The following is a 12,667-nucleotide window of genomic DNA, read 5'->3' on the forward strand; positions in this document are numbered from 1 at the left end:
CATGGAACGAATGCTTGCCGAGATCAATACCGATGAGCGTAACGTTTTGCATGATGATCCCCTTCAGAAAGAAAAACACCCTGCCAGCGTACCGCTCACAGGGTGGGGGTGACCATCTTATTAAGCGCGCCCGCCAGGTTAATTCACCGGACGGCACGCGCCGCGAAAGACTTGGTTAAAAATCAGCCTTCGTTATGCATTTCCAGATTCTCAGCTTCCTGCTGACCGCGTAACGCCTGAGCATCATCGTTACGCAGAGATTCAAGATACTCAAGGTAGTTCTGGTCAACGTCTTTGGTGACATAGACGCCATCAAAGACTGAACACTCGAAATGCTCAATATCTGTGTTGTCTTCTTTCACCGCGTCGATCAGATCACTCAGATCCTGGAAGATCAGAGCATCAGCGCCAATCATCTGCCTGATTTCGCTGACTTCGCGACCATGGGCAATCAGTTCGTTGGCGCTCGGCATATCGATGCCATAAACGTTCGGGAAACGAATTTCCGGTGCCGCTGACGCCAGATAAACCCGTTTTGCTCCCGCTTCACGTGCCATCTCAACGATTTGCTGAGATGTCGTGCCGCGCACAATAGAGTCATCCACCAGCAAGACATTTTTATCACGGAACTCGGCACGGTTGGCGTTCAGCTTGCGGCGTACCGACTTACGGCGTTCCACCTGACCAGGCATGATAAAAGTGCGTCCCACGTAACGGTTCTTCACAAAGCCCTGACGATACGGCTTGTCAAGGATGCGGGCGATTTCCAGCGCGATATCACAGGAGGTTTCCGGGATCGGAATGACTACATCGATGTCCAGATCTTCCCATTCGCGGGCAATTTTAGCCCCCAGTTTCTGCCCCATGCGCACGCGGGCGCTGTAGACGGAAATTTTGTCGATGAAGGAGTCAGGACGCGCGAAATAAACATATTCGAACAGGCACGGATTGTACTGAGGGTGTTCAGCACACAGGCGGGTAAACAACTGGCCTTTTTCGGTGATGTACACGGCTTCACCCGGTGCAACGTCACGCAGAAACTCAAAGCCCAGGGTGTCCAATGCAACGCTTTCTGAAGCCACCATGTACTCGTTACGGCCATCTTCCAGTGTACGTTTGCCAATAACCAGCGGGCGGATACCATGCGGGTCACGGAACGCCAGCATGCCATGACCGATGATCATCGCCACACACGCATACGCGCCGCGGATTTTCAGATTCATGGCTGCTACGGCGGCGAACACGTTGTCAGCTTCCAACGGATAATGCCGGAAACGATCAAGCTCACTGGCAAGAATGTTGAGCAGAATTTCAGAGTCGGAAGTCGTGTTCACGTGGCGACGTTGGCCTTCGAACAGGTTACTTCTCAATTCGTGTGCGTTGGTCAGATTACCGTTATGGGCGAGGGTAATGCCGAACGGGGAGTTGACGTAAAAAGGTTGGGCTTCAGAAGCACTGGAACTGCCAGCCGTAGGGTAACGAACATGGCCAATACCCATGTTGCCCTGCAAGCGTAGCATATGCCGTGCTTCGAACACATCTCTCACCAAGCCATTGGCTTTCCGTAAACGGAAATTATTATTGGCATCAATGGTGACGATGCCTGCGGCATCCTGCCCACGGTGTTGTAACACCGTTAATGCGTCATAAATCGACTGGTTTACCGGCGTGAAACCGGCGATACCGACAATACCGCACATGTTGTCTTTTCCTCATCAGCGCTGCCAAAAACTAGAGATGTTTTGGCAAGAAACTCGACGTGCTCTGCAGGTAGTCAAAGAACCACCTGATGATATAACTGAACTGTGGGATCAACTGAGACTGTTTCCAGTCCTCACTTTGTGAAAAGCCAGTAAAGGTATCCAGGAAGAACAGCATCGCGGAGACAATTAACACACCGCGTAGTGCGCCGAAGCACACCCCCAACACTCGGTCGGTGCCGGACAACCCAGTTCGCTCAACCAGAGAGCTAATCACATAGTTGACAATCGCACCTACGATCAACGTCGCGATGAACAAGATGGCAATTGCGATCCCATTTCGAACCAATTCATCTTCGAAACGAGTGAAATAGATGGCCAGGTACGGGTAGTAGTGACTGGCAACAAAGAAGGCACAAGCCCAGGTAACCAGTGATAAGGCCTCGCGAACAAAACCCCGGACCAGGCTGACTAAAGCAGAAAACCCGATAACCGCAATAATGACGTAATCAATCCAGACCATTAACTATTCCAGTGTGTAATGTAGCAACGTCCGCCCTGGCAACCATTTCGCGGCGAATTCTAACAGAAAAAGAAAACGTTTGCGTAGCGGAAATCTGCCCGTCGAACAAATTAATAATCGCGATAAAAAAAACCTCAATCACCGCAGAAACCTATAAGATCCTCAATGAAAGATCTTATAGAAAAAGGGCACAAAACGCGTGCCCTTCCCTCTCACTTAATCACAGCATTCTACAACAGGCCGCTTATTTCCCTACGCTATAACTGCGTACCTGCCCATTCAATCCGCTGATCTGATTCAACCTTGGTAGGGACGACTCAAGCTTCTGCCTGGAGGCATCCGGGCCAACGAAGACGCGGGTAATTTGCCCTTGCACCGGCGTACTCGGCACCGTGTAGGCACGGAAACCGGACAACCGCAGACTGGCGACAATCTCATTCACTTTCGCCGCATTTTTCAGCGCACCCAGTTGAACAACATAGGACTGCCCAGCTGGCGCTTTCTCTTGCGTCTGTGGTTTGTTCTCCACTTTTGGCGGCTCAACGTCTTTCGGTTGTTCAATCGGCTTAGAATGAACTTGCTTCGGTTTTTCTATCGGTTTGGCTTCCACCATCGGCTTGGGTTCAATGGCCTTAGGCTTGTTTGGCGCCGAACGCACGGGCTGCACCTGTTTTGGTGGCGCCGTGTTTGTGGTAACCGGCGTTACAGACTGCGCTCCGGCGTCATCCGGTAACTCCTGCCCCGAGTTGGCCGGTTGAGTGGCCGTATTACCCTGACCATGCACCGCTTCCACAGCGCCTTCCGGCGGCTGGGCCGGTAGCGACTGTGATACCGGCGGCACCACGTCCTGCTCTTGCGCATCCCCCGGTTTCGGCACTAATGGAATCGACGCAAACTCATCTTCATAATGCTTTTTCTTGCCATCGAGCAAACCCGGTAAAATAATCACGCCAAGCGCTACCAGAATAATGGTCCCGACCAGACGATTTTGAAACTTACTAGCCACTGGTTTTCTCCGCGTCTAAAGCAGCCATCACGTGCGCTACGGTATGAAATGATCCGCAGACAATCACAATATCCTGACTATCAGCATCCTGCATCGCCTGTTGCCAGGCGCTAACGACGTCCGTGAACTGATGCGCTTGTGTCAGATGCACGGCCAGTTCTTCTACGCTGGCACCGCGCGGACCTTCCAGCGGTGCGCAGTACCATTCATCAATTTGTTGTTCCAGACAGGCCAGCGTACCGGCAATGTCCTTATCATGCAGCATACCCACAACAGCACGCACTTTCCCTCCATTGCGCGGCAACTCACTCAGCCGCCCGGCCAAATAAGTCGCGGCATGTGGATTGTGGGCAACGTCGAGAATCAGCCGTGGCGATTCACTCAGCGTCTGAAAACGTCCCGGCAATTGGGCTTGTTGCAAACCCCTGCGTATCGCTGCTGTGGAAATATCCAACATCGAATAGTGCAAAGCCGCCAGTGCCGTAGCGGCATTCGGTAAAGGCACATTAGGAACAGGTAAGTCGTCCAACGACTTCCCGTCCGTCACTTCCCAGCGCCAATTGTCGCCCATGACCTCATAACGCCAGCTTTCACCCAAACGGTATAGCTTCGCGCCTTTTTCAGCCGCCACGTCGGCAATCGACTGCGGCATATCAGGCTCACCGACAATTGCCGGCCTATTGCCACGAAACACACCGGCTTTTTCCCGCCCGATGCTTTCGCGGTCAGCACCGAGCCAGTCGGTATGGTCGAGCGCAATACTGGTCACTATGGCGACGTTAGCGTCGACAATATTGGTGGCATCAAGCCGACCGCCGAGGCCAACTTCGAGGATCACTACGTCAAGTTTAGCGTCTTTAAACAGCTGAAGGGCCGACAACGTGCCGTACTCAAAATAGGTTAGAGAAACATCTCCGCGTCCGGCTTCAAGCGCAGCAAAAGATTGGCAATGTGCTTTTTCCGGCAGTTCTTCACCCTGAATACGCACACGCTCGGTATAACGTACCAGATGCGGTGAACTGTAAACCCCGACACGTAAACCGGCAGCCATAAGTATCGCTTCCAGCGTCCGACAGGTGGTGCCTTTGCCGTTAGTACCGGCGACGGTGAAGACGAAAGGTGCGGGTTGTAACAGATCCAATTTGCTGGCGACGGCTTTGACGCGATCGAGTCCGAGCTCTATCGCCTGAGAATGGAGGTGTTCGAGATAATAAAGCCACGCGGCCAAAGGCGACGTGGCTTGAGGAATAAGTTGATTCTGCATGAGTCTCGTCCAACCTGTATTAGGTTCACTCAGACACGACACTACCTGACGTCGACAGCAGGCAATGTCCCTTTGTCAGATGCGACAAACAGGTAAAAGCACGGCCCGCTGGCGGAAGTGCGTGAGAGACCCACGCACTCCGTTATGACTGACCGGCTTTTACCCTGGTCAATCAGGCATCCTGATGATTATCAGCAGCGTTGCCGCTGATGGCGGCCTGGACTTCAGCGACTTTCGGTTCAGGTTGACCCGTTAGCTTCGCCAGGACACTCCCCAGTTTCGGACGTAAATCAGGACGACGAACGATCATGTCAATCGCGCCCTTTTCAATCAAGAACTCACTGCGCTGGAAGCCCGGCGGCAGTTTTTCTCGAACGGTTTGTTCGATAACGCGTGGCCCGGCAAAACCGATCAGCGCTTTCGGCTCTGCAACGTTGATATCGCCGAGCATCGCCAGACTGGCTGAAACACCGCCCATGGTCGGGTCCGTCATCACAGAAATATACGGAAGACCGCGTTCCTGTAATTTAGCCAGAGCCGCACTGGTTTTCGCCATTTGCATCAGCGACATCAGCGCTTCCTGCATACGCGCACCACCGCTGGCGGAGAAACAGACCAGCGGGCAGTTATCTTCCATCGCCTGCTCAACCGCACGAACAAAACGCGCCCCAACGACAGAGGCCATTGAACCGCCCATGAAGGCAAATTCAAAGGCAGCAACCACAATAGGCATGCCGTACAGCGTGCCTTTCATGACCACCATGGCGTCTTTTTCGTTGGTTTCTTTTTGTGCTGCAACCAGACGATCTTTATATTTTTTGGAATCTCTAAACTTCAGAACATCTTTAGGCTCAAGCTCGCTACCTAATTCAACCTCGCTGCCTTCATCCATAAAAGTGAAGAGGCGCATCCGCGCAGACATGCGCATGTGATGGTCGCACTTCGGGCAAACCATGAGGTTGCGCTCGAGCTCGGCGCGGTAAAGTACCTGTCCGCAGCTGTCACATTTAGTCCAGACACCCTCAGGAATACTTGCCTTACGGGTTTGCGAGTCAGTGCTCTTACTAAGAATTCGTTCAATCCAGCTCATCGATAACCTTTCTGTTTGAACCCAGCCGAAGCCAGTCCGCTGTTCATGCTGTAACAAGTCCCCTGAAACCTACCCAAAAACACCTGCAAGCGAGATGGAATAAAGGCTCACACGTCGGATTGCAGAAGGGTTGTTCGCAGGAACAGACCATAAATGTTGCTCATTAAACCATAACAGTCCGACGCTGTGGATAAAAAACTGGTTAAAGTCTTTGGTTTAATGCCGTTGATGATAACGCTGACGCGCTATAAAACATTTTTTTGCCAGGATCACACTAGCCTTGCTGGCGTTTTTCCTTCGCCGCTGCCCGCTTGTGCCGCCAAATCTCAACCACACCCGGCAGAACAGAGAGAACAATAATTGCCACGATCAATAATTTCAGATTGTTCTGCACAACCGGCACGTTACCAAAAAGGTAACCAGCATAGGTAAATAGCAGCACCCAAACCATCGCACCAATCACGTTATATGCAGCAAAATGGCGATAAGACATATGCCCCATGCCAGCAACAAACGGCGCAAATGTCCGGACGATCGGCACGAAGCGGGCCAGAATAATCGTTTTCCCGCCATGTTTCTCGTAAAATTTATGTGTCTTGTCTAAGTAACTGCGTCTGAAAACCTTCGAGTTCGGGTTACTGAACAGGCGCTCCCCAAAGACCCGCCCGATGGTGTAATTAAGTGCGTCACCCACAATAGCGGCAACGGCCATCAGGCACACCATCAAATGCACATTCAGATCATTGCCCGGTAATGCCGCCAACGCACCGGCGACAAACAACAGGGAATCACCCGGCAAGAATGGCGTAACCACCAACCCGGTTTCGCAAAACAGAATCAAGAATAGAATGCCATAAACCCAGGCGCCGTATTGCGCTACCAATTCAGCCAGATGCACATCGATATGGAGAATAAAATCAATGACAAAGTGAATGAAATCCATTTAGTTAATCGCCTTTTTTAAGCGCCCAAATGCGCAGAGTTAAATACCGTTGAATAACATAGCAGAACAGTATCAGTCCGGTAAAAACAGCGGACCCATGTTCAGTTTTGGCAATCCAAATTTGTCCGGATAATCCACCGACACCAGATACAACCCTTCGGCTTTCGCCGTCGCCGCCGCCAAATTACGATCTTTGGCGGCCAGCAACTCGGCGATCCAGCTTTCAGGCTGTGCGCCGCAACCAACCTCAATCAAACTACCGACGATATTACGCACCATATGATGAAGAAAAGCGTTGGCCTTCACATCCACCACCACGTAATTACCGTGACGACTCACGTCAAGATGGAACATGCAACGCCAGGGCGTGCGTGACTGGCACTGTGAGGCACGAAACGACGTAAAGTCGTTCTCACCCAATAGCGCCTGACCAGCACGCTGCATCTTATCGACATCCAGAGGCAGGTGCACATGAGTAATGCCGGTTTGTAAAATGGCAGAACGAAAGCGATGGTTGTAGATAATATAGCGATAACGGCGCGCACTGGCGCTAAAGCGAGCGTGGAAATCCTCCGCCACTTCACTCATCCAACGCACCGAAATATTTTTCGGCAGATGCGTATTGACGCCCATCGTCCAGGCCGCCTCTTTGCGCAGCACAGGCGTGTCAAAATGCACCACCTGACCGGTAGCACTCACACCGGTATCAGTACGCCCTGCGCATAACACCGTGATCGGCACATCTGCCACGCGACTTAGCGCTTTTTCCAAACAGGCTTGCACACTGATGGCATCAGGCTGACGCTGCCAGCCAAAGTAAGCGCTGCCATCATATTCAATCCCCAACGCAATGCGCGCCACCGACGGCGACGCTTGCCATTCAGGGGTTAACTCTTCAGACATTAGTACCAATACTCCCCAATCAGTTTTTCAGCCGTTTCAACCGCCATCAGTGCGCCGCCAAAGCGAACGTTATCCGCCACCGACCAGAACTGCAGTATTTCCGGAATACCGTAATCATTACGCAGGCAGCCGATGCTCAGATTCGCATTGCCGGAGGCATCGCTTACCTGAGTCGGGAAATCATCCTCTTCGCTGAGGTTAATATCGTCAATGCGTTCAAGCTCAGTGCGCGCTTCATCAGCAGACAGCGGGCGCTGACCTTCCATATGCACGACCTGCGCATGGCCATAAAACACTGGCGACTGCACGCAGCTGACGGAAATAGGCAGGCCGTCGTTTTGCAGTACTTTGCGAACCTGATCAACCAGACGCCGCTCCTGGCGCACACTGCCCTCTTCGTCGCTCAACAATGGCAACAGATTAAAGGCCAGTTGTTTGCTAAATAGGCTCTCTTCAGCCGGAATACCACTAAGTAGTTTGGCGCTTTGCCCGGCCAAATCGTCCACCGCCGCTTTACCCAAGGCAGAAACAGATAACAACGAGGTAACATGAAGGCGTGCTAAACCGGCCTGCTCCGTCAGCGGTTTAATCGCGGTCAGCAATTGGCTGGTCAGGCTGTCGGCCACCGCCACGATATTGCGGTTGCGGTAGTGGGCCAGAGAATCAGGGTTTACACCTGGCACGACTAAAGGAATGTCGGGTTCCATGGCAAAGAGTCCGCTGCTGTCGATAACCAAACAGCCCTGATTCGCCGCTTCTTCAGCAAACTGCGCCGAAGCCTCTGCACCCGCGACAAAAAATGCCAGTTGCACTTGAGACCAGTCAAATTCAGCAGCATTTTGCACGCGCAGACTCTTGCCGTTGTAACGGATAGTCTGACCGGCGCTGCGTTCGCTCGCCAAAGGGAAGAGTTCACCAACCGGGAACTGACGTTCAGTCAGCAATTCCAGTAACGCATCGCCCACTGCGCCCGTGGCGCCGAGCAGCGCAATATTCCAGCCATCAGACATGTTGGTATTCTCCAAAGATGAGTCGTACAAAATACAAGGGGCGGTATAGACCGCCCTGAAACTAAACGTCAATGCGCCACTGTAGGCAAAAAAGCTTAAGTCTAGGTTAAGGTATCAGCCCTGAACTGCGGTAAAACCGAGCTTATTGAGCAACTCAGCAGTAGCCACGTTGTCACAAATCACCTTCAGGGATGACCACTCGCGCCGTTCTTCATAGAACTTACGTAGCTTGTCAAACTCGCCCTGCTGACCCGCAACACAACGCAGCGGCGCATCATCGCGGCGCACATCATACACCAAGTGAATAAGTCTCAGCAGTTTGGCTTCACTCAGCGCTCCTGAGAAGGTGACCACCGGAAACGCCGGTGCAGGCAGCAAATCGTCAAGCGGCACTTTTTGTGGTTCTCCGATAAACTGGCTGAATGCTTCAAACACCTGCGTGGTACCACGTGCTTTTCCTTCCAGACTGTAACCGGCTATGTGCGCAGTACCGATAGCCACTTTCGCCAACAGAGCCAGCGACAGCTCCGGTTCAGGTTCCCATACGTCCAGCACGGCGGTCAGTTTTTTCGGCCCGTTCAGGGCATCGAGCAGCGCGGCGTTATCGACAACTTCGCCACGGCAGGCGTTAATCAAAATGCGGTCAGAGGGAAGACGTGCCAACAAACCGGCATCGACAATATGGTGAGTCGCATAAGGCCCGGACATATTCAGCGGCGTGTGGAAAGTCAGGACATCGGCTTCTTCCACCAGTTGTTCCAGCGTGGAAAACTCACCCTTATCACCACGGTCAGCACGCGGTGGATCGCAGAGCAGCGTGCGCACACCCAACGCGCGCAGCCGGTCGTTGAGTCGCGAACCGACATTGCCAACGCCGATAATCCCAACGGTTTTATCACGCAACTGGAAACCATCGCGCTGGGCAAGGATCAGCAACGCCGAGAACACATACTCCACCACGGCAATGGCATTACAGCCCGGTGCCGCAGAGAAACCAATGCCCTGCTGTAGCAGCCAGGCATCATCAACATGGTCTGTACCCGCCGTGGCGGTGCCGACAAATTTCACCGGCTTACCCGCCAGTAAAGCCTCGTTCACTTTGGTGACAGAGCGCACCATCAGCGCATCGGCATCATGGAGTGCATCTTGTGGGATAGGACGGCCAGGTACGGCCTGAACAGTGCCAAGTCGGCTGAAAAGCTCGACGGCATACGGCATATTTTCATCAACCAGGATTTTCACGTGTGTCTCCGGCAGGCTGTGCCATGGATTTACCCGTCACCGTTCAAGCAGCTCGAATGATTTTGGGTACAGGACAGAAAAAGATAGGCGTGATTTTGCCACGAATGACGACAGATCCCAATGCCGGCGCACGAGGCTTATCTTGCATTAAAGAAACATAAGGCGTGATCCCGGGAATTTTCGGAAACATAGTAATAACAAACGAGATAACCGTACAATAGGTTCATAGTGACATCCTGGACGCCCCGGATTTAAAAATATGAATGTTCTCTTTCCACTGCTGGCAGTGCTGATTTGGTCGATAAATGCAGTCGTCAGTAAAGCGGCAGCCTCAGTCATCGACCCAGCGGCAATTTCTTTCTACCGCTGGCTGTTGGCGCTACTGACTCTGACCCCGTTTGTCTTGCCCGGCATCCTGCGCAATCTCAAGGCGATTAAACAGTACTGGTGGAAGCTGTTGATTCTCGGCCTGCTCGGCATGGTGCTTTACCAAAGTCTGGCGTACTACGCCGCACACAGCGTCAGCGCACTTTTTATGGGCATTCTCAATTCACTGATCCCGCTGTTGACGGTGCTGATCAGTTTGGTGGTGCTCAGCGTAGTCCCAACCATAGGGATTGTTCTTGGCGGCGTGTTATCACTGGTTGGGCTGATCTGGCTAGTCAGTGCCGGGGAGCCGGCGCAGCTGTTGCAACATGGGATTGGCCATGGCGAACTGATGATGTTCGCCGCCTCAGCGTCTTATGCCCTCTATGGTGTGCTGACCAAACGCTGGGCGATCGCTCTGCCCAACTGGCAGTCATTGTATGTGCAAATTATTTTTGGCGTCTTGCTGCTGCTACCGAATTTCCTACTGGCGCCCAACGTTGAGCTGAATGCACACAATATTCCCTTGGTACTGTTTGCTGGGATCCCAGCATCTATCATTGCCTCTTTCCTTTGGATTCAAGGGGTGATTAGACTCGGTGCTAATAAAGCTTCTATTTTCATGAACCTATCACCGATCTTTACCGCCATTATTGCTGTGTTTTTCCTGCATGAAAAGTTGCACAGCTACCACCTGATTGGCGGCGGAATAACATTGGTTGGCGTCATTATTGCCCAGCGTTTACGTCGTCCCCTATTTGGCAACAAAGCATCCGTAACGAAGAAAGATTCGGCAGTTTAAACACCTTTTTTCCGCCTGCCAGCCTGCGGGTGGCATACTCTTTTTAACTCGATGATGGCTTTCCCGCGCCACCAGACAAAATTCTCAAAAAATAAGCCTAAGAATCGTTGTTCAGCCAAGGATTCGCAGTGTCGATTACGTAAGTTTGCAGGTATGATGTGGCGCTTCCGCGCTTTGCGCTGTTTAACTAGTAGCGAAGGACTGGTGATATGCAACCTTTGAGTGGTCCAGGTACGCCGATTGGCGACAACAGGACACAGCCGAATGGCCAGACAGTCCCCGCCGGCCCGGGTGAAAATCAGCCGTTAACGCCCGCACAGCGCACGACTCTGGAAAAACTCATCATCAAATTAATGGCGCTGACGCCCATGAAGTCCGCCGAGATTTGGGCCGGGCTACGTCATGAGCTGGCATTGCCACACAACGCTGAACTGACCGCTGGGATTTTTTCCCGCGCCGAAACGGTTTTGCAGGGCAAGCTGACCCAGGCTCAAGAAAGTCATTCCACTCGCCAACTGCTGCAACAACTGACCGAGCTTTTGCCACTGGGAAATAACCGTCAGGCCGTCAGCGATTTCATTCGCCAGAACTTTGGTCATACCGTGTTAAGTCAATTGAGCCATGAACAGCTGCAACAGGTGTTCATGCTGGTCCAAACTCGCGAGATGACGATCCCTCAACCACAGCAGACCCCTATCACCGACCGGGCTTTGCTCCCTGCCGAACACAATAACCTGCAACAGCTGGTGACCAAGCTTAGTGCGGCAACCGGCGAAGCACCGGCCAAACTGTGGCAAGAGCTGTTTAACCTGGTTGGCGTAAAAGTCGGCGACGCTATTCCTGCCCGCCATTTTCAGCTGTTAAGCCAGTTTATGCAGGTAAAAGCCGCGCTGAGCCAACCAACCGCTCTGCCAACGCTGACGACCCTACTCACTGTGCTCAAGCAACCGGCCACCGCGCAGGAAATTCAGCAGCTCAGCGAGTATGTTGAATCACGCTTCAATGCCACGCCGGTGACGCCTCTCAACATCGCCCAGCTTAACGATCTGGTCGGCGTGTTATTCAGCCAGCGCGTCGACCGCACCCCGCGCCCTGAAAAGATTGATGGCGATTTCACCACGGTCTCACGCACAGAACCGCAGCCGATCATGAATCCTTTCATTGCCATGTTGCCGCCATCCATGCAATCTTTGGGCGGTAAACCGCTACTGTTTATTGCCTTCGTTGTGGTGGTGCTGCTGCTTTGGGTTGTCATTTAAGTCATGCTTTAAGCGCAGCGGCCAAGTTCAAACACAGCCGCAATCTTCCGGGGCGAGGTCAAGCGTGTAGTTTCCACACTCTTCGCCCAACGCCACCGGATGCTGATCGCGGATCCAGAAATCCAGCCCACCCATCATTTCCTTTACCCGAAATCCCAGTTTTGCCAGTTTATACGCGCCCTGCGTCGAACCATTACATCCAATCCCATCACAATAGGTCACGTAAACCCGGTCTTTGCTCAGTTCCCGCGTACTTTCTGCTGTCATCAGTTTATGTGGAAAACTCACTGCGCCCGGAATATGCCCGCGTACATAATATTCAGCAGAACGGGTATCAATAACCACAATGTGAGTTAAACCATTTTGTAAGTCGGCCGCCACGTCAGCAGCATCGGTATAAAAACTCAGTTTTGACAGCAAATAGGCCGCACTGACCTCGGGCGAAGGGGGTTCAATACTCAAAACGTAAGATGGCTGAAGCATAGATTTTTCCTCTGATATTCTCACTGTTGAAAACAGTTCCATCATCGCTAATTTTGGTCTTACTATTAATGCCAAT

Annotated in this window: 12 protein-coding genes; 2 read left to right on the forward strand and 10 right to left on the reverse strand. The window is 52.4% G+C overall.

The genetic code is table 11. The features are described from left to right. Positions 1 to 182: 182 nt before the first annotated feature. The 9 genes from purF to pdxB all read right to left on the reverse strand — a co-directional run bounded on the left by purF (position 183) and on the right by pdxB (position 9,681). Positions 183 to 1,700 (reverse strand): amidophosphoribosyltransferase, encoded by a 1,518-nt coding sequence (gene purF / locus IEV89_RS15770; protein ID WP_188474488.1) that lies wholly within the window; start codon positions 1,698 to 1,700, stop codon positions 183 to 185. A gap of 31 nt (positions 1,701 to 1,731) precedes the next feature. Continuing rightward, on the reverse strand, positions 1,732 to 2,223 hold the full coding sequence (cvpA, locus tag IEV89_RS15775) for a colicin V production protein (protein WP_188474489.1): 492 nt from the start codon (positions 2,221 to 2,223) through the stop codon (positions 1,732 to 1,734). 244 nt (positions 2,224 to 2,467) lie between these two features. Beyond that, complete coding sequence (gene dedD / locus IEV89_RS15780; protein ID WP_188474490.1) at positions 2,468 to 3,229, reverse strand: cell division protein DedD; 762 nt, start codon at positions 3,227 to 3,229, stop codon at positions 2,468 to 2,470. Then, entirely contained in the window at positions 3,222 to 4,493 is a 1,272-nt protein-coding gene (gene folC, locus IEV89_RS15785) for a bifunctional tetrahydrofolate synthase/dihydrofolate synthase (RefSeq protein ID WP_188474491.1), read from the reverse strand. Before folC ends, dedD begins: the two co-directional genes overlap by 8 nt. 172 nt (positions 4,494 to 4,665) lie before the next feature. Further along, the gene (gene accD, locus IEV89_RS15790) at positions 4,666 to 5,583 is read right to left on the reverse strand and encodes an acetyl-CoA carboxylase, carboxyltransferase subunit beta (RefSeq protein ID WP_188474492.1); all 918 of its coding nucleotides are present in this window, start codon (positions 5,581 to 5,583) and stop codon (positions 4,666 to 4,668) included. 274 nt (positions 5,584 to 5,857) lie between these two features. After that, positions 5,858 to 6,526, reverse strand: a complete 669-nt coding sequence (locus tag IEV89_RS15795) for a DedA family protein (RefSeq protein WP_188474493.1) — start codon at positions 6,524 to 6,526, stop codon at positions 5,858 to 5,860. 72 nt (positions 6,527 to 6,598) lie between these two features. Continuing rightward, positions 6,599 to 7,429 carry a tRNA pseudouridine(38-40) synthase TruA gene (gene truA, locus IEV89_RS15800; RefSeq protein WP_188474494.1) on the reverse strand — a complete coding sequence of 277 codons (831 nt, stop codon included), beginning with the start codon at positions 7,427 to 7,429 and terminating at the stop codon, positions 6,599 to 6,601. Continuing rightward, the gene (locus tag IEV89_RS15805) at positions 7,429 to 8,439 is read right to left on the reverse strand and encodes an aspartate-semialdehyde dehydrogenase (protein WP_188474495.1); all 1,011 of its coding nucleotides are present in this window, start codon (positions 8,437 to 8,439) and stop codon (positions 7,429 to 7,431) included. The genes truA and IEV89_RS15805 overlap by 1 nt, the downstream gene beginning before the upstream one ends. A gap of 114 nt (positions 8,440 to 8,553) precedes the next feature. Then, positions 8,554 to 9,681, reverse strand: coding sequence for a 4-phosphoerythronate dehydrogenase PdxB (pdxB, locus tag IEV89_RS15810; RefSeq protein WP_188474496.1), 1,128 nt, complete (start codon positions 9,679 to 9,681; stop codon positions 8,554 to 8,556). Positions 9,682 to 9,940: 259 nt separating this feature from the next. On the opposite strand from pdxB, the gene IEV89_RS15815 reads away from it, so the two are divergent. Then, positions 9,941 to 10,849, forward strand: a complete 909-nt coding sequence (locus IEV89_RS15815; protein ID WP_188474497.1) for a DMT family transporter — start codon at positions 9,941 to 9,943, stop codon at positions 10,847 to 10,849. Positions 10,850 to 11,058: 209 nt separating this feature from the next. After that, positions 11,059 to 12,108, forward strand: a complete 1,050-nt coding sequence (flk, locus tag IEV89_RS15820; RefSeq protein ID WP_188474498.1) for a flagella biosynthesis regulator Flk — start codon at positions 11,059 to 11,061, stop codon at positions 12,106 to 12,108. 27 nt (positions 12,109 to 12,135) lie between these two features. On the opposite strand, the gene IEV89_RS15825 is transcribed toward flk, so the two are convergent. Beyond that, positions 12,136 to 12,591, reverse strand: a complete 456-nt coding sequence (locus IEV89_RS15825; protein ID WP_188474499.1) for a rhodanese-like domain-containing protein — start codon at positions 12,589 to 12,591, stop codon at positions 12,136 to 12,138. Positions 12,592 to 12,667: the final 76 nt, after the last annotated feature.

Source organism: Hafnia psychrotolerans (assembly GCF_014639435.1).
Taxonomy (GTDB): domain Bacteria; phylum Pseudomonadota; class Gammaproteobacteria; order Enterobacterales; family Enterobacteriaceae; genus Ewingella; species Ewingella psychrotolerans.